Source organism: Dehalobacter sp. TeCB1 (assembly GCF_001707455.1).
Classification (GTDB): domain Bacteria; phylum Bacillota; class Desulfitobacteriia; order Desulfitobacteriales; family Syntrophobotulaceae; genus Dehalobacter; species Dehalobacter restrictus.
The window spans coordinates 88,596-106,285 of sequence record NZ_MCHF01000012.1 but is presented as its reverse complement, the minus strand read 5'-3'; the positions used below and the strand labels follow the sequence as shown (position 1 = coordinate 106,285).

14 protein-coding genes are annotated in these 17,690 nt (G+C 44.8%); 5 read left to right on the top strand and 9 right to left on the bottom strand.

Annotation, left to right across the window (positions count from 1 at the left end):
* The first annotated feature begins 90 nt into the window (after nucleotides 1–90).
* Nucleotides 91–1,506 carry an MFS transporter gene (locus A7D23_RS03835; RefSeq protein ID WP_019226811.1) on the top strand — a complete coding sequence of 472 codons (1,416 nt, stop codon included), beginning with the start codon at nucleotides 91–93 and terminating at the stop codon, nucleotides 1,504–1,506.
* Between the two features lie 475 nt (nucleotides 1,507–1,981).
* Here A7D23_RS03835 and A7D23_RS03830 read toward each other — a convergent pair whose 3' ends face one another.
* The gene (locus A7D23_RS03830; RefSeq protein ID WP_019226812.1) at nucleotides 1,982–2,347 is read right to left on the bottom strand and encodes an acyl-CoA synthetase; all 366 of its coding nucleotides are present in this window, start codon (nucleotides 2,345–2,347) and stop codon (nucleotides 1,982–1,984) included.
* A gap of 281 nt (nucleotides 2,348–2,628) precedes the next feature.
* On the opposite strand from A7D23_RS03830, the gene murC reads away from it, so the two are divergent.
* Entirely contained in the window at nucleotides 2,629–3,984 is a 1,356-nt protein-coding gene (gene murC, locus A7D23_RS03825) for a UDP-N-acetylmuramate--L-alanine ligase (RefSeq protein ID WP_025205215.1), read from the top strand.
* A gap of 51 nt (nucleotides 3,985–4,035) precedes the next feature.
* The gene (locus A7D23_RS03820) at nucleotides 4,036–4,803 is read left to right on the top strand and encodes a M15 family metallopeptidase (protein ID WP_019226814.1); all 768 of its coding nucleotides are present in this window, start codon (nucleotides 4,036–4,038) and stop codon (nucleotides 4,801–4,803) included.
* 59 nt (nucleotides 4,804–4,862) lie between these two features.
* Here A7D23_RS03820 and A7D23_RS03815 read toward each other — a convergent pair whose 3' ends face one another.
* The 8 genes from A7D23_RS03815 to A7D23_RS03780 form a co-directional block, all read right to left on the bottom strand.
* On the bottom strand, nucleotides 4,863–5,441 hold the full coding sequence (locus A7D23_RS03815; RefSeq protein ID WP_015043883.1) for a hypothetical protein: 579 nt from the start codon (nucleotides 5,439–5,441) through the stop codon (nucleotides 4,863–4,865).
* Entirely contained in the window at nucleotides 5,442–6,215 is a 774-nt protein-coding gene (nadE, locus tag A7D23_RS03810) for an NAD(+) synthase (RefSeq protein ID WP_019226815.1), read from the bottom strand.
* Nucleotides 6,216–6,568: 353 nt separating this feature from the next.
* A complete protein-coding gene (gene argH, locus A7D23_RS03805; protein ID WP_019226816.1) occupies nucleotides 6,569–7,951 on the bottom strand; it encodes an argininosuccinate lyase in 1,383 nt (460 codons plus the stop codon).
* Nucleotides 7,952–8,095: 144 nt separating this feature from the next.
* The gene (locus tag A7D23_RS03800; protein ID WP_068883247.1) at nucleotides 8,096–9,301 is read right to left on the bottom strand and encodes an argininosuccinate synthase; all 1,206 of its coding nucleotides are present in this window, start codon (nucleotides 9,299–9,301) and stop codon (nucleotides 8,096–8,098) included.
* Between the two features lie 81 nt (nucleotides 9,302–9,382).
* Complete coding sequence (gene argF / locus A7D23_RS03795) at nucleotides 9,383–10,327, bottom strand: ornithine carbamoyltransferase (RefSeq protein WP_068883245.1); 945 nt, start codon at nucleotides 10,325–10,327, stop codon at nucleotides 9,383–9,385.
* Nucleotides 10,328–10,572: 245 nt separating this feature from the next.
* A complete protein-coding gene (locus tag A7D23_RS03790; RefSeq protein WP_068883243.1) occupies nucleotides 10,573–11,583 on the bottom strand; it encodes an inorganic phosphate transporter in 1,011 nt (336 codons plus the stop codon).
* Complete coding sequence (locus A7D23_RS03785; protein ID WP_083221866.1) at nucleotides 11,576–12,193, bottom strand: DUF47 family protein; 618 nt, start codon at nucleotides 12,191–12,193, stop codon at nucleotides 11,576–11,578. Before A7D23_RS03785 ends, A7D23_RS03790 begins: the two co-directional genes overlap by 8 nt.
* Nucleotides 12,194–12,325: 132 nt before the next feature.
* Nucleotides 12,326–16,558 carry a 2-hydroxyacyl-CoA dehydratase gene (locus A7D23_RS03780; RefSeq protein WP_242871493.1) on the bottom strand — a complete coding sequence of 1,411 codons (4,233 nt, stop codon included), beginning with the start codon at nucleotides 16,556–16,558 and terminating at the stop codon, nucleotides 12,326–12,328.
* A gap of 342 nt (nucleotides 16,559–16,900) precedes the next feature.
* Between A7D23_RS03780 and A7D23_RS03775 the strand changes: the two genes are divergently transcribed.
* Nucleotides 16,901–17,317 carry a PspC domain-containing protein gene (locus A7D23_RS03775; RefSeq protein ID WP_068883237.1) on the top strand — a complete coding sequence of 139 codons (417 nt, stop codon included), beginning with the start codon at nucleotides 16,901–16,903 and terminating at the stop codon, nucleotides 17,315–17,317.
* The gene (locus A7D23_RS03770; protein ID WP_068883235.1) at nucleotides 17,314–17,610 is read left to right on the top strand and encodes a DUF5668 domain-containing protein; all 297 of its coding nucleotides are present in this window, start codon (nucleotides 17,314–17,316) and stop codon (nucleotides 17,608–17,610) included. Before A7D23_RS03775 ends, A7D23_RS03770 begins: the two co-directional genes overlap by 4 nt.
* The last annotated feature ends 80 nt before the right edge of the window (nucleotides 17,611–17,690 follow it).

Below are 17,690 nucleotides of genomic sequence, written 5' to 3'. Positions count from 1 at the left end.
TTATAATAACCTATGACTTGTTCTTTTAGGGTATGTTTTTGTTTTAATAAAAAGAATAAGGGATCAAAAACCAACTAAAAAGGAGTATTTATGAACGTCCATCATGACCACGCCCGAGATGACAGCAAAATGGTTAAGCGCACCCTTTTGTTTATAGCAACCGCAGGTTCTTTTCTGACTCCGTTTATGATTTCATCTATCAACATCGCGCTGCCTGCAATTCAAAAGGAATTTGCAGCAGATGCTGTCGTTTTAAGCTGGATTGCGACATCTTTCTTGTTGTCTTCGGCTGTGTTTCTTCTTCCTATCGGCAAACTCGCCGACATCCTTGGCCGGACCAGGCTTTATAAATGGGGGATAATTTCATTTACTGCATTTACGTTAATCTCAGGTTTTGTCCCAAATATTGAATTATTAATCGTGATGAGAGTCCTGCAGGGAATTAGTGCATCGATGATCGCAACTGCGGGAATGGCGCTGATCACCTCGGCCTTTCCCCCGCAAGAACGCGGCAAAGCCCTAGGCTTTAATGTTTCAGCCATATATGTAGGACTTGCTGTCGGACCTTTTCTAGGCGGATTCTTAACCGAGCATTGGGGTTGGAGAAGCATTTTTTTGGTATTGGTTCCTTTGGGGGTCCTGATCACGGTCTTAACGATTACATATGTCAAGAGCGATTGGGCCGATGCCAAAAATGATAAACTGGATATTCCAGGCAGTCTGATTTTCGCCGTTACCCTGATTGCGCTTATCTATGGTTCGAGCATTTTACCGGATATTCTCGGGATTATCCTGATCCTCTTCAGCATTGTTTGTTTTGTTTTCTTTGTGAAACGCCAGCTCAAGATCCCAAATCCTGTGTTAGAAATCAGGCTTTTTCAGAATAACCGGGTTTTTGCCTTTTCCAACGTAGCAGCATTAATCAATTATGCTGGTTCCTACTCCGTAACTTTTCTTCTGAGTCTATATCTGCAGTACGTCCAGGGCATGTCTTCAGAGCATGCCGGAATCATCCTGATTATCCAGCCTATTATCCAGTCCTTAATTTCCCCTATGGCCGGACGCCTATCCGATGAAAAAGAACCCGCCAGAATTGCTTCTTGGGGCATGGCCGGAACCGCCGCAGGCTTGTTTTTGCTTTCCTTTATCGGCCCGCATACTTCTCTGTTCCTGATCATAGCTGCTTTGATGGTGCTGGGTCTTGGATTTGCCTTATTCTCTTCTCCGAATACCAATGCAGTCATGAGTTCCGTAGATAATCATTATTACGGGGTTGCCTCCGCCTCAGTATCTGTGATGAGGATTCTGGGCCAGATGCTGAGTATGGCTACAGCTACGCTGCTGATTTCCATATTTGTCGGCAAAAACCAGATTACGCCTGAATACTATCCGCAGTTTACACAGAGTATTCACCTTGCTTTTCTGATCTCAGCCTGCCTTTGTGCTGTTGGTATTTTCTTCTCTTTCTCCCGCGGCAAAATCCACGTCAATAATAATCAGGCATAAGATTGCTGCTCCTTGTTATCCATGACACTGCGGCATTAGGCCGTACATGGCGATCATGAAGATACCCGGTAGCTTAACTGACCGGGTATCTGTTTCCGCTACAGGGCGGATAGCCTTCGAAAAAGGTTATTTACCTTACGGTATTTCCCTTTTTCCAGTACTATCTTTTGCAGCTTCAGGCAATAATATTCGCAGGTTGATTTTGATTTGTTGATTCTCGATTGTTTTATTTAAAGTTGAAATATTAATTTTACCCAGTTATAAATTAAACCATAATTCCGTGGGAATTATGGTTTAAGATGGATAATATGGTTATATTTTTTATTGATTTTTGTGTATTTTATGATTATTATTATATTGTCTTCGTTTTACTCATTTAGTCTCATTAATTCTACTCTTGATTTTCATTTTTTGACCTTCAATACAAGAAGGTCCTTTTTTAGTTTAAATTTGATTCAATTATAAACATTTTATCTTAATAATCACGAAGAACAGAGCGCAGGATTTTTCCAGATCTGGTCATCGGCAGTTTTTCTCGAATCAATACCCGGATGGGCATTTTAAATGAAAAACTGTTTCTAATATACTGTTCTACCTTCAAGCAGTACTGTTCTCTTTCTTCCTTCGCCGAAAAAGAATCTTCGAGCGCAAGATATACTTTGAGGATCACGCTTTCACCATTCTGGCTGTTAACGATGACACCTGCTTCGAACACTTTGGGATAATTATAAAGAGCAGACTCTACTTGGTAATAACTTACAAATTTATCATTAACGATAAGACCGTCAAGCTCCCGGCCATTTAAGATTTCAAAATCAGGTAGTGCTGCATATCCGGACATTGCGTTTTTCCTCCCTTCTTGTGACAGAACATTGCAGTTATAAACTAAGCTGTAAAATGCGTATAAATCTTATATTTTAGTCGTATTTGTATTATAATATTAAATGCGGCTTTTCCCTACCGATTTGAGGTTAATGGCATTGTTGGAAGGCTGAACAGCTCTAATTCTCATGTTAACTGTTTTCGGGAAGAATATCTTTGATTTACGTATTGACAGATACCTTTTTCAAGATATTTGGGTATAATGTAATAGGAATAGAATACCGGAAGGAAAGATGCACATTGCAATTACATATTCATTTTGTTGGCATAAAAGGAACCGGGATGAGTGCCCTTGCCCAGATTACACCGTTGATAGAAGATGCCGTGATTACCGGATCCGATGTACCGCAAAGATTTTTTACAGACGTTGTATTAGAGAAGGCAGGCATTGAGGTCCTGAACTTTGACCCAGAGAATGTTGTCGGCGCTGATTTGGTTGTCACCTCTGCCGCTTACTGCGACAGTCACCCGGAGATTAGCCGGGCCAAAGAGCTTAACATACCGGTACTGACTTACCCTCAATTTCTGAGCAAACTGATGTCCAAGAAAAAAGGAGTCTGTGTAACCGGGACTCACGGCAAGACTACGACAACTGCCATGGCTGGAAAAATCCTGCTTGATGCAGGTTTGGACCCTACGATTGTCGTAGGCAGCGACGTGCCCTGTATTGGCGGCAACGCCCATGCCGGCCAGGGAGAACTCTTTTTAGCCGAATCCTGCGAATACCGGAGGCACTTCTTAAATTACTCTCCCGAGCACCTGATTATTACCAACATGGAACTGGATCATCCCGATTATTTTAAGGATTTGGATGATGTGGTCTGCGCTTTTTCCGAACTCGCCTGCAAGCTGCCTGCTGAGGGCAATCTGATTATCTGGCATGACGATCCGAATATAGATAGGATTAAGACCAAAGCAACGGTTACAACTTTTGGTTTCTCGGCCGATGCTGATGTCAGCGCTGCAAACGTTGTTTTCGATAATGACGGAAGCTGTTTTGATGTAATGATGAATAAAAAAAATATAGGTAAGCTGCATTTGACTGTTTCAGGAAAACATAACATTCTGGATGCCCTAGCTGCCATAGCCCTGACTTCCAGGCTCGGAATATCGATGGATACCGTGCTTCAGGCGCTGAGCGGCTTTAATGGTACCAAAAGAAGATTCGAACGTCTTGGCACAAAACACGGGGCAGTTATTGTTGACGATTATGCCCATCACCCGACAGAAATCCAAACGACCCTGGATGGAGCAAGGCTTTCCTACCCCGACAGAAGAATCCGGGCAGTATTTCAGCCTCATACCTTCAGCCGGACTGAAAAACTTTTTTATGAGTTTTCTCAGGCCTTTCAGGATGCCGATGAGGTTTTGCTGGCAGAAATTTTTTCCTCGGCGCGCGAAAAAAAAGCCGGGGTCAACCCGATCTCTTCAGCAAAACTTGCCGACTTGATGAAAGAAAAAGGAATTACCACCCGTTATTTTCCAACGCTTGACGAAATCAGTTCTTATCTTGACCAAACCCTTGAAGAAGGCGACCTCGTTATTACGCTCGGAGCGGGCGATATTTACAAAGTAGGGCAAAACTTGGTCTCTTGAGCGCTGTTTCCTGACCGCTGAGTAACTTCGACGATTCATACAGGAGAAACGATGAAAAATAAGTTGATTTTTTCTTTACTTGTCATTCTATTTGGGATTTTTTTCATAAGCGGTTGTATTCAAATGAGCATTCCTGATGCTTCCCCTGATTCTCAGGGTTCGCAAACATCTGCAGAAAACGTTCTGGTTGATACCTTTATGCTAAGAATCGGCGCTGCGAGTAAGGAAGCGATAAATTATCACGATGTTGTCAGCATCGCTGTTTTAGTGAATAAACAAAATCAGCTTCCCTCCGATTATGTTCCACCGGATCTGGTTGAAGTCAACATTCCTTTTACTTTTAAGGAAAAAGCTGAGAAAAGAATGCTGCGTCAGGAAGCTGCCGCGAAGCTCGAGGAATTATTTTCTGCTGCAAAAGAAAATGGTGTAATTTTTTATGGTGTATCAGGCTACCGCTCCTATCAAACGCAGCAGGATTTATTTGCGAGTTTTACCCGGCGGTACGGAACCGAGGAAAAAGCCAACCAAATCAGTGCGAGACCCGGTGAAAGTGAACACCAAACCGGTCTGGCAATGGATGTATCCTGCCAGAGCGTTAACTTCGGTCTGGAAGAGACATTTGGAGATACGGACGAATATGTCTGGCTGAAAGATAATGCTCATCGTTTCGGCTTTATCATCCGCTACCCGAAGGGCAAAGAATACCTGACGGAATATACCTACGAACCTTGGCATCTGCGCTATATCGGACAAGACCTGGCCACGAAACTCTATGAACAGCATCTCACTTACGAGGAATACCTGTTCTTCAAGATTTGATCTTATTATTCGTAAACTTGTATAGATATAGCACGCGCGTTAAGTAAAAAAATATTCTTCTACCGGTTAATACCGTTCCTGCTGAATTGCTCAATATGACATACAACGTCATTCCAGTCATAACAGCGGATGACACCTTCCGGAAGATTTCCGCGGTTATAAGGCGCATCCATCAGTAGCACCGGAATGCCCATGGAAACGATCTCCACTGAATTGGAAATAAAGTCATCGACGAACACATCAATACCGTGTTCCTTGACCGCAATGGTCTTGCTGAGCCCCCCTGTGAATATCTTTTCACCCGGGGGGATTTGTTTTTCTTCAAGCCATTTTTTTGTGATTAGTTCCTCAGCTCCCGGCTTTCTGGCTGTCACATAAATGATTTCATGCCCTGCTTCTGTTAAGGAAACAATGCTCTCAACCGACCCTTTGACCGGCTCCGGTGTTGAGAAGAGAACTTCCATATTTTTGTCAAAAAAGGTGTCTAGTTCATTCCAGTCGACGTCGTAGATTTTCGACATATCGTAATTGTCAATTTCCATAATATTTTTGCCGTATTGCCTGTTGAGTTCTTCTGTGAACACAGGAAAACTGTCCGCGACGACGCCGTCTATATCTAATCCGATCCGTAGTTTCATCTAATCCAGCCTCTCCGGTTTTTCTAATTCGATGGTTGGGGGCAATTGCCGTTTATGCTCACTCATTTTATGCAGTCTTTCGATTTTGGCGACAACATCGTCAGGAATCTTTTCTCCCAAAAGATATTTATCGATAAGATCATAGGAAAAACCCATCTCTCCCTCATCGGTCTGTCCCTGCCAAAGACCAGCAGTCGGTGTTCTGGAAGCTATTTTTTCCGGCAGGCCCAGTGCCCTTGCCCAGGCTCTTACTTCCGTCTTGGTAAGTGAGCTGATCGGCAGAAGGTCCACGCCGCCATCCCCATATTTCGTAAAATATCCTGTATAGCTCTCAGGGGCATTGTCTGTCCCGACAACCAGATACTCCCTAATATTGGCTACCGTATACAGCGTAGACATACGGAGCCGTGCTTTAAGGTTCCCTTGTCCTGCTTGCTGAATATTCAGAGGCGTCTGATTAGCTTTTAAAGCGGTCTTCATCTGGTCATAAATGGCTGCATGTGCTTCCCCGAGATCAATCTCGATCACTTCCATCCCAAGGGTCTCTGCAATCAAATAGGCATCCTCGCGATCCGCAGGATTTGATTGGCATGGCATGATCACACCAAGGCAGTAATCAGGAAATGCTTTTTTGCATAAAGCTGCCACCACCGCAGAATCTACACCGCCGGAAATTCCGCAGACCAAACCTTTGGTCTTTGCCTCAGTGTTTTTTCCCCGCAGCCATTCCACAACCTGCTTTTGGCGTTCCAGTATTTCTTCAGTACTCCACACCGGTACGGCCTCCTTTTTTATTTCACAATAGTTTTATGATCATTCAAATATTTATCAAAAGTTTAGACATAAAATTTAAATTTTATATTTTTTTAGAATCCATTCTTTTAACTTAATCCACAATATCCACATTTTTATCCACAAAATTTTAAGATGACCGTTGGATTCTGTCAGCATTCTTTGCTATGTACCGTCATTTCAGCATCGCCGGCTATTTGTTATTTTCACATTTTTTACATTCTAATTACATATTCTTAACATATTCTTAAAATTTCTTGATTAATACTCTGAAGGCAGTAAAATGTACCATTATTCGTGCTAAATTTACACTTGATTGTTTTCTTAATTGTTTTTTACCACCTAAGTTGATCCAGAGTTTCTTTACTAAACTGTATCGCTGTCTGAACGGTCTCCGGTGCAGGACCCCCGGTAACGCTCCTCTTCTGAACGCAGGTTTGAAGAGAAATAGCCTCATAAAGATCTTCCTCGAAGAATTCGGATACTGTTTTCAGTTCTTCCAGCGTCAGATCCTCCAACGAACAGCCCCTGCGGGAACATTCCAGTACCAGCCTGCCCACAATTGCATGGGCTTCGCGGAAAGGAACATTCTTTTTGGCCAGATAATCAGCCAAATCTGTGGCATTGGTAAAGCCCTTCTTAGCTTCCCTTGCCATAATATCGGCATTCACTTTCATTGTAGCCAGCATCGGCCGGATGACCAGCAACGATTTTTGGATGGTGTCCACAGCATCAAACACACATTCCTTGTCTTCCTGCATGTCTTTGTTATAAGCCAGGGGAAGTCCTTTCATAACGGTGAGCAGTGTTATGAGATCCCCATACACCCTGCCAGTTTTCCCTCTGACGAGTTCTGCGACATCAGGATTTTTCTTCTGCGGCATAATACTCGATCCGGTGGCATAGGCATCATCAATCGAAACGAAAGAAAATTCACCGCTCGACCAGATAATCAGTTCTTCACACAGCCTGCTCAGATGCATCATCATGATAGATGCAGCTGCCAGAAATTCCAAAGCAAAATCTCTGTCGCTAACGCCGTCTAAACTGTTAAGCGTGACGCCGTCAAAATTCAGTTCAGCAGCTACTTCTTCCCGACGCAAAGCAAAGGTCGTACCCGCCAGCGCGCCCGATCCGAGCGGGGAGAGGTTCAGTCTCTTGCGAGTATCTCCGAGTCGTCCCAGATCGCGCAAAAACATTTGGACATAGGCCATAAGATGATGGCTCAGGGTTATCGGCTGGGCCTTTTGCAGATGGGTATATCCGGGCATCCAAGTCTTAAGATGTTCGGAACTCAAGTCAAGCAGGGTTTCCAGCAGCGCAGTGAGGAGATCTTTGGTGTTGTCGATTTCTTCTCTTAAGAATAGCCGAAAATCCAGCGCAACCTGATCATTCCGGCTGCGTCCGGTATGGAGCTTTTTACCGGCATCACCGATTCTTTCCGTAAGTAGTTTCTCAACGTTCATATGGATGTCTTCGGCTCCGACTTCAAATTCAACCCTTCCCGCCTGAATATCCGCCAGAATGCATTCCAGTCCCCCTATTATTTTCTCCGTTTCTTCGGCTGACAGGATACCTATCCTGCCGAGCATTCCGGCATGAGCAATGCTTCCCATAATATCAAATTTATAAAGGCGCCGGTCGAATGAGATCGATGAGTGGAAATCTTCGACCAGGGAATCGGTGTCTTTCTCAAAACGTCCTCCCCAAAGTTTCATTGGTTTAACTCCTTCCGAATCAAAATTAAGTATAGTATAACGCAACAATATGACAGAACACAAGAATGCGCAATGTGCTTAGACAATTGACATCCTTGTGTTCATGCCCGCAAATCCATGCTCGCGCACCGTTGCGCATCATGATTAACGTAAGCCTGATTTTCTCTCCATTAAAGCGCGGACTTTAAGAGGCAGTCCAAACAGATTAATAAAACCTTCTGCGTCTTTCTGGTTGTAGACAGCATCTTCGCCAAACGTTGCAAATTCTTCATTATACAGCGAATAAGGGGATTTTATCCCTACCGGTGTACAGTTTCCTTTATATAGTCTCATCCTGACGGTTCCGGTAACATTTTTCTGTGTAACTTTTACAAACGCATCGAGTGCTTCTCTCAGCGGTGAATACCAGACACCATCGTAGACCATCTCAGCATATTTCAGCGCAATTTGTTCCTTATAATGCAGGGTCTGACGGTCAAGGGTCAACAGTTCCAGCGCCTGATGCGCGGCATAGAGAATTGTTCCGCCGGGAGTCTCATATACCCCGCGCGACTTCATCCCGACAAGCCTGTTTTCGACCATGTCGACAATCCCGATTCCATTCTTGCCGCCCAGGGCATTCAATTTCTCGATCAGCTGAATCGGTGCAAGTTTCTCCCCATCGACAGCTACCGGTATGCCCTTCTCAAAATCGATCAGCACATACGCGGCCTGGTCCGGTGCCTGCATCGGGGAAACCCCAAGTAGATAAAGATCATCCTTCGGTTCATTCCAGGGATCTTCGAGGTCACCGCCTTCATGGCTTAAATGCCACAGGTTACGGTCCATGCTGTACGGTCTATCCTTGGTAACCGGGACAGGGATTCCGCGTTCTTTGGCATAATCAATCGCATCATCCCGCGATTTGATGTCCCACTCTCTCCACGGAGCAATAATTTTCAGATCAGGATTCAGCGCTTTGACAGCCAGTTCAAAGCGGACCTGATCGTTGCCTTTCCCTGTCGCACCATGCGCAACAGCAACTGCGCCTTCTTTTTCGGCAATCTCCACAAGCCGTCTAGCAATAAGCGGACGCGCAAAGGATGTTCCCAGAAGATATTTGCCTTCATACACGGCTCCAGCCTGAAGTGTCGGATAAATGAAATCCGTAATGAATTCTTCTCTCAAATCTTCAATATACAATTTGGTGGCTCCGGTTTTAGCAGCCTTCTCATGAAGAGGTTCCAGTTCCTCTCCCTGTCCCAAATCTGCCGCCATCGCGACAACCTCATAGCCATAGTTTTCTTTCAGCCATGGAATAATTATGGACGTATCCAGTCCGCCTGAATAGGCAAGTATTACTTTAGCCATACGCTGTCTCCTTTATTCTTTAATCAGTTTCTTCTGCAGATTTCTGTATTATTTCAGTTAGTTTCTCAGTAATTATATGGACTACATGACCAGTGCCATAATCGCTTTATGGGCATGCAGCCGGTTTTCAGCCTCCTGGAATACCACGGATTGAGGACCTTCGATCACTTTGTCGGTGATCTCTTCTCCGCGGTGGGCAGGCAGACAGTGCATGACGATCGCTTCAGGATGAGCTGCCCCAAGCACCTCGTCATTGATCTGGTACGGCGCAAAAATTTTCTTCCTGATTTCGCTTTCTTCTTCTTGTCCCATACTGGCCCAGACATCGGTATAGAGAATATCCGCTCCCCTGGCAGCCGCGACAGGATCTTCGACGACCTGCACCGTACTTCCGCTGAGAGATGCATTCTTCCAAGCCAGATCCATAATTTCCGGAACTGGCTGGTATCCCTGAGGTGAAGCAACCACAATGTTCATGCCCATCTTGCTGCCGCCAAGCAGCAGGGAATTTGCCACATTATTGCTGTCACCGATATAGGTTAATTTCAGTCCCTGAATCTTGCCTTTTGTTTCTTTAATAGTTAAAAGGTCAGCCAGAATCTGTGTCGGATGCAGAAAATCGCTCAAGCCATTAATGACTGGCACAGAGGAATGCTCGGCAAGATCAAGAACCTCCTGATGACTGAACGTTCTGATCATAATGCCGTCAACCATCCTGGACAAGACTCTTGCTGTATCCTGGATCGGTTCACCGCGGCCCAGTTGGATATCGCGGGCGCTCAGAAACATTCCGGAGCCGCCGAGCTGATAAATACCGGCCTCAAATGCCACTCTGGTTCTCGTCGAAGATTTGGTAAAGATCATTGCCAAAACCTTTCCCTGCAGGACAGGGTGGGGAATTCCGGCATTTCTATCAGCCTTCAATTCCATGGCGACGTCAACCATGTATGAGATTTCTTCTGCTGTGAAAGCATTCAGTGTAATAAAATCTCTGCCTTTAAACTTGTCTTTGTTTAATTGAACCATCATTATTCTCCTTCATCTCAATCATACGCAATACTGTATTATTATACTTCATCATGCATAATTATTCAATAGCCCTGATGAAAAAGAAGCTATCCCCAGACGGGTAACCCTTACCCTCCTGAGGATTAAAAAGGAAGCCTGAATCCACGATCTGTTTACCTGATTGTTTAAAACATCTATAACGTCAGCTGGGATTTATCCGATATAAGATGCAGAATTCCAGTATCTTACGTTAGAATATTAGATCAAAGAATTCTCTCCACGAGTGTAATCAGATGATAAGACAGAGCTGCGACGATTGCCGTGGAAGGAATCGTCAGACACCAGGCCATCAGCATCTGCTGCGCAACGCCCCAGCGCACGGCCGAAATACGTTTGGCAGCGCCTACCCCCATAATGGAACCGGATACCACGTGCGTGGTACTGACCGGCAGATGGAGACCCGGAAACGCCGTCGCTACCCAGATAACGATCGAGGATGACAAATCTGCAGCAAAGCCGTTGATCGGCTCAATTTTAAAGATTTTAGCACCAAGCGTATGAATGATTCTCCAGCCGCCTACTGCTGTACCACAAGCAATGGCTAATCCGCACAGGAGCTTTACCCAGAGCGGAACATCCATCGTTGACTGTACCCCCACGGCGACAAGCGCCAGCGTGATAATACCCATGGATTTCTGCGCGTCATTGGAACCATGGTTAAACGCAAGGAATGCGGCTGAAACCATCTGCAGCCTCCGGAAGATACTGTTCGTTTTCATCGGCGCTTTATTGCGGAATAAGTAATATAGAATGGTCATGATCAGATAACCGAGTCCCATGCCGACGAGCGGCGAGCACAGCAGCGCCAAGATAATTTTCTTGATGCCGGCCCCCTGGACAACACCGAGTCCCGCTGCAGCGATGCCGGCTCCGAGGATTCCCCCAATAATTGCGTGGGAAGAACTGCTCGGAATGCCAAAATACCATGTCAAAAGATTCCAAAAAATCGCTCCGATCAGTGCGGCGATCATCACTTCGGAAGTAACACTGTTCGCATCGACAATGTCCTTTGCAATGGTCTTAGCAACCCCCGTGCTGTACATCGCGCCGATGAAATTGAGTACCGCGGCCATAATGATTGCGGTTCTTGGCGTAAGCGCTCTTGTCGAAACCGAAGTGGCTATGGCATTGGCAGTATCATGAAATCCGTTGATAAAATCAAATGCCAACGCAAATAGTACGACAACGAATAATGCAATATGCAGACTAGACATATTTTAATACGACCCCTTTTATTACAAGCGCAAGATCTTCACAACGGTCCGTGGCGTCTTCCAGATGTTCCAGTATTTCTTTCCATTTAATGATTTCAATCGGATTGCTTTCATTTTCAAACAGCTTGCCTACTTCACTCCGGTATAAACGATCTCCCTCGCTTTCCAGTTTATGAATTTTTTCTGTGTTTTCAAGAATAAGATTTAATTTGGTGCGAATACTGGGAAGGTTGTCCACAGATATTTTAATAATATGAATACAGTCATCCAGAACCCGAATCAGCTCTTCAACCCCGGAGTGGGGCGGCGTCGCTTTATACATGATCATCCGTTCCAAGGCGCCTTGAATAAAATCAATGATATCATCCATGTTTGTCGCCAATGAGTAGAGGTCTTCCCTGTCCATTGGCGTCACCAGTGTCTTATTCAGGTTATCAATGATCTTGTTGGTAATGTCGTCGGCACGGTGTTCCAAATCAATGAGTTCCTTCATCTTAACCGGGAAAGTGGTGGGATCCTTAACTGCTTCTTTTAATACCAGCGAGCTTTCGCAAATAAGCTGCGCGTTTTCCTTCATAAGTACAAAAAAGTCGTTTTCTTTTTTTGACACAGTCTTTACTTCCTCCTTTATCATAACCTGGTCAAATCTTCCCACATTATCTTAGCACAAGAGCCAAGGATAAGATACTTAAATTTATAAAAAACAGGCACTTAAAACAATGGGTAGAATAGACCGAAAGATTCAGCCAAAAGCTCTCTCCAGCATCAGCTTAATCCGATTGATCTGGTTCACTTCACTGGCTCCGGGATCATAATCCACGGCAACAATATTGGTCTGGGGATACTGCTCTTTCAGGGTCTTGATCATTCCTTTGCCGGTAATATGATTCGGCAGACAGGCAAACGGCTGCATGCAGATAATATTGTTGGCGCCGCTTTTGATCAGCTCCACCATTTCCGCAGTCAGCAGCCAACCCTCTCCGGTTTGGTTGCCCAGGGAAAGGAATGGTTTGACACTTTCCGCCATCTCCTGAATCGTTGGCGGGATATCGAATCTTTTACTATTCTTTAAGGCAGCCCTTAAATCTTCACGATAGCTTTCCATATACTTGACCAGCAGATTTCCGATGACTCTGGAAGATCGCTTACCAGCAAGATATCTATAGTTGAATTCCTTCCCATAGCAGCAGTAAAGTAAAAACTCCATCAGTCCCGGAACTACCATTTCTGCGCCCTCTTTTTCAATAAACTCGGCCATGTTGTTATTAGCCGCAGGGTGAAATTTTACGAGGATCTCCCCGACCAAGCCAACCCTGGGTTTTCTCTGCTGAACAATCTCAATATTTTCAAAATCCCGAACAATTCCCTTCAGATTTTCACGAAATAAGCTGCGGTCTCCATTGGTAACATTAATCTTGCAGATATCTATCCACTTTCTCAGAAGCTGATCCGCTGTTCCCGCACTTGTTTCATAAGGCCTTACCCGGTAGAAAACCTTCATCAGCAGGTCTCCGTAAATCATGGCCATGATTGCTTTGACCGCCATGGAGACCGTCAACTTAAATCCGGGGTTTTTCTCCAAGCCTGCGACATTGAGCGAAAGTATCGGAATGTGCTCCAGTCCTGAGACCTGAAGCGCTTTCTTTAATAGCCCCAAATAATTGCTGGCCCGGCAGGGTCCCCCCGTCTGGGTTATAATGACTGAGGTGTTGTTCAGATCGTATCTTCCGGATTTCAATGCCCTTAACAGCTGCCCGATAATAATGACCGAAGGGTAACAGGAATCATTGTTAACATATTTCAAGCCTTCTTCAATATCTTCTTTTTCAACTATAGCCAGTACTTCAAAATGGTACCCCTCCGAACGGGCGACCTCCTGGGCAAATTCAAAATGGATCGGCGCCATCTGCGGAGCAAGAATGGTATGTGTTTTACGCATTTCCTTGGTAAAGATTGGTCTCTGAACGGCATTTGGCCCCTTTGCCGGGCCCTCTATCGGATGATCATGTTTTATTCTGGCATCCATCGCAGCTTTAAGCGAGCGGAGCCTTATTCTGACTGCACCCAGATTGCTGACCTCATCTATTTTAATCATGGTATAGATTTTACCGGCTTTATGTAAAATTTCCTGGGCTTGTTCCGCAGCAATCGAATCCGGCCCGCAGCCGAATGAGTTTAACTGGACAAGCTCTAACTCCGGTCTTCCGGCAACAAAATCTGCTGCTTCGTAAAGTCGGGAATGATACATCCACTGATCCAGAACCCGGAGTGGCCTGGTGACTTTTCCGAGATGGGCTACCGAATCCTCTGTAAGCACTGCCATTCCGAGGGCCGTGATGACTTTAGGTATGCCGTGGTTAACTTCCTGATCCAGATGGTAAGGCCTGCCGGAAAGGACAATCCCGCGATTTCCTGTTTCTGCAAGCCATTGCAAGACCTCTTCTCCTTTTTTGCGGATATCCCGTTTGAAATTCAGATCTTCATTCCAGGCTGCGTCGACGGCCTGGATGATTTCTGCAAGGGTAATGCCTGAATGTTTCAGTTCTTCATACAATCTCTTACTAAGCTTTTTTTTATCTTCATACGGCAGAAAAGGATTCCAGAATTGGACACTGCTTTGCTTCAACTCGTCCATGTTGGCTTTGATCACTTCCGGATAAGCGTTGATCACCGGGCAATTAAAGCAGTTGTCCGCGCCGGCTATTTCTTTTCTCTCCTTCGGTATGCAGGGATAAAATATGAGTTTCACGCCTTGTTTAATCAATGACACGATATGACCGTGAACAAGTTTGGCAGGATAACAAACGGTATCGGAAGAAATTGTCTCCATGCCCGCCTCATAAACCTTCCGGGTGGAAACCGGCGACAGCTCGACCCGGAAACCAAGACGAGTGAAAAAGGTAAACCAAAAAGGATAATTCTCAAACATATTTAAAACCCTTGGGATCCCGATGGTTCCTCTGACTGCTTTTTCTTTGGCCAGCGGCGTATAATGAAAGACCTTGTTCAGTTTATAGGCATAGAGATCCGGAATTTCATCTGTCTGATCGCGTTCCGATCCTTTTTCACAGCGGTTTCCTGTAATGTGCCTGCGCCCGTCACCGAAACAGTTGACCGTAAGTAAACAGTGGTTCTGACAGTTTTCGCAGCGGGCTGCGCTGACTTCCACCGAAAAGTTATTAATTTGATCTGGGGAAAGCAGCGACGTAACCACTCCCTCCCGCCAGGCGTTCCTGGCCAAGAGGGCCGCACCAAAGGCACCCATGAGGCCGGCAATGTCCGGACGGACGACTTCTCGGCCAATGGTCCGTTCCAGGCTGCGAACCACAGCATCATTCAAGAAAGTTCCTCCCTGGACAATAACCTTTTCACCAAATTCCTCAGAGCTTTTTAACTTAATTACTTTATAGAGCGCATTTTTGATCACGGAGTAGGATAATCCTGCCGAAATATCCGCGACCGTCATGCCTTCTTTTTGGGCCTGTTTTACTTTGGAATTCATGAAAACGGTACATCTCGATCCTAAATCGGCAGGATTTTGAGCCAAAAGTCCTTTGCGGGCAAAATCCGCCACATTCATTTCCAGTGACCTCGCAAATGTTTCAATAAAAGAACCGCAGCCGGATGAACAGGCTTCATTTAGCATAATATTTTCAATCACACCGTTTTTTACTTTTAGACATTTCATATCCTGTCCGCCGATGTCCAGAATCAGGTTGACTCCAGGCAGAAAATGATTGGCAGCTGTGTAATGAGCAATGGTCTCGACTTCCCCCATATCAAAAAAAAGAGCTGCCTGAGTCAGTTTTTCTCCGTAGCCAGTCACGGCAGAATAAGCAATTTTTGTGTTTTCCAGGAGCCTGTTGTATAGTTCTTTCAGAATATTGACTGCTGAAGCCAAAGGGTTGCCTTCATTATTAGTATAGGCGGAATAAAGAAGGGCGCCTTGCGGATCTATCAAAACAGCTTTTGTCGTGGTAGATCCGACATCCAGACCTAAAAAACATTGGCCCTGGTACATCTCCAGCTGATTTGTGCTGACAATATTTTGGGCATGCCGCCTTACAAACGCGCGGTATTCCTCTTCATCTGCAAAAAGTGGATCAAGTCTGGCTGTTTCATACTGAAGCTTTTTTTTGTCTGTTTTCAATTTTTGACCAAGCTGTTCAAATGTAATATCTTTATCCTGAGCAGAGGCGAGGGCCGCTCCGATAGCTACATAAACTTCGGAATTTCCCGGCACAATCATATCTTCATCCTTCAGCCCCAACGTTTCCTGAAACCGAACTCGCAGCTGCGGCAGGAAGTGAAGTGGTCCTCCGAGGAAGCCAACTTTCCCTTTAATTTTATGTCCGCAGGCAAGCCCTCCGATGGTCTGATTTACAACCGCCTGAAAGATCGAAGCTGCAATGTCCTCCTTGCGGACTCCTTCATTTAAGAGAGGTTGAATATCCGTTTTGGCAAAAACCCCGCATCGGGCGGCAATCGGATAGATGACCCGGCTATGGGCAGCCAGCGCATCCAGCCCAGCCGCATCCGTCTTTAACAGGACAGCCATTTGATCAATAAAAGCACCGGTTCCTCCCGCACAGATCCCGTTCATCCGTTGATCAAACCCCTTGTCAAAAAAGGTTATCTTGGCATCTTCTCCGCCAAGCTCAATGACAACATCCGTTCCTGGCAGATAACGATCCACTGCTTTGCTTCCGGCAATGACCTCCTGAATAAATGAAATGTCCAGATGTTCAGCCACAGCCAGTCCGCCTGAACCTGTAATTGCTACCGTCAGCGAAAATGCCGCATATTTCTGACCGGCTTCATCCACCAGCCTTTGCAACGTGCTCCAGATATCCGAATAATGCCGGGTATACCGGCTGAACAACAGAACGCCTTCCTTATTTAAGACAGCGATTTTAACAGTGGTGGAACCTATGTCTATCCCAACATGAAGGTTATTCTTATCTTTGTCAGTGATTCTGTGATGATGCGAATCCAGATTACATTCCCCCTCAAACAAATTCAGCAGAATTATTTTTCCATCTGAGGGGGGTTATTATTCATTGTCTACCTTACCGTCTGAAGTTATTAGAAAAATAATATAAATTTTTCTACCCACATTCTGTCCTTCGTGTTAATATAGTCTTATGAAATCACAATGGAATATTATTACCCAGAACAGATGGAGCTCTCAAAATAAGAACCGCTGGAATATAAACGATGAGAATCCATAGATTTATGAAGAAATGACTTTTCGATTCCGTGAAGAAGCTAAATCATCAAGGAAGTTCCTTTTGAATTGGATTAAGGGGGATGGGTCATGGGTAAACAAATCTATCGGTCTCAAAACAAAGTGATTGCAGGGATCTGCTCTGGAATTGCGGAATATTTTGAAATAGATCCTACGATTGTACGGATTATCTGGCTGCTCGCATTTTTTGCTGGTATTGGAATTCTTGCCTATCTCGTCTGCTGGGTAGTGATTCCGCAAAAACCTTTTGGCTCATTCGGCAGTTCTCAGAACTATGCCGACTCGGCAGATATTCCAAATAATGATCATAATCAGGCCATCAATAAGGACAAAAGCCTTAAAGTATTTGGCATTGCGCTGATCATTGTTGGTGCTGTATTTTTGTCAGACAGACTCTTCGACTGGTTCGACATTGACATCCTGCTACCCATAGGTTTGATTGCCGTTGGCGTTTACGTATTGTTTGCGAGGAGAGATCATCAATGAAAAAAAACATTGCCCTGGGTGCGGTGATCATTCTGGTCGGTGTAATCTGGCTCCTTAGTAATCTTGACGTTTTTTCGTTTTCGATCATCGGGACTTTTTTCCTATCACTCAGGAAGCTCTGGCCTCTGCTATTGATTGGTGCCGGTGTCAGTTTATTGATTAACAAGAACTCCATGATGAAAATGATTGTTTGGATCATCATCGTCATCTGCATCATGTTTTATGGTATTTATGGAATGAATAACGGCACGTTGAATTACCCGGAATTTAAATTGCAGGAACATCTTTATTGATTGCATTGACCTTAAGTTGTATTTTTGCAAGCTCTTATGTCTCTCCAGATGATACAATTCGTATCAGAAAGATAAACATT

Bases quoted from the DNA above. Each gene is read 5' to 3' on its own strand.
- A7D23_RS03830 (WP_019226812.1), bottom strand. From the start codon at position 2,347: ATGTCCGGATATGCAGCACTACCTGATTTTGAAATCTTAAATGGCCGG.
- A7D23_RS03790 (WP_068883243.1), bottom strand. From the start codon at position 11,583: ATGTCTAGTCTGCATATTGCATTATTCGTTGTCGTACTATTTGCGTTG.
- A7D23_RS03800 (WP_068883247.1), bottom strand. From the start codon at position 9,301: ATGGCTAAAGTAATACTTGCCTATTCAGGCGGACTGGATACGTCCATA.
- A7D23_RS03770 (WP_068883235.1), top strand. From the start codon at position 17,314: ATGAAAAAAAACATTGCCCTGGGTGCGGTGATCATTCTGGTCGGTGTA.
- A7D23_RS03820 (WP_019226814.1), top strand. From the start codon at position 4,036: ATGAAAAATAAGTTGATTTTTTCTTTACTTGTCATTCTATTTGGGATT.
- argH (WP_019226816.1), bottom strand. From the start codon at position 7,951: ATGAAACTTTGGGGAGGACGTTTTGAGAAAGACACCGATTCCCTGGTC.
- A7D23_RS03775 (WP_068883237.1), top strand. From the start codon at position 16,901: ATGGGTAAACAAATCTATCGGTCTCAAAACAAAGTGATTGCAGGGATC.
- argF (WP_068883245.1), bottom strand. From the start codon at position 10,327: ATGGTTCAATTAAACAAAGACAAGTTTAAAGGCAGAGATTTTATTACA.
- A7D23_RS03815 (WP_015043883.1), bottom strand. From the start codon at position 5,441: ATGAAACTACGGATCGGATTAGATATAGACGGCGTCGTCGCGGACAGT.
- A7D23_RS03835 (WP_019226811.1), top strand. From the start codon at position 91: ATGAACGTCCATCATGACCACGCCCGAGATGACAGCAAAATGGTTAAG.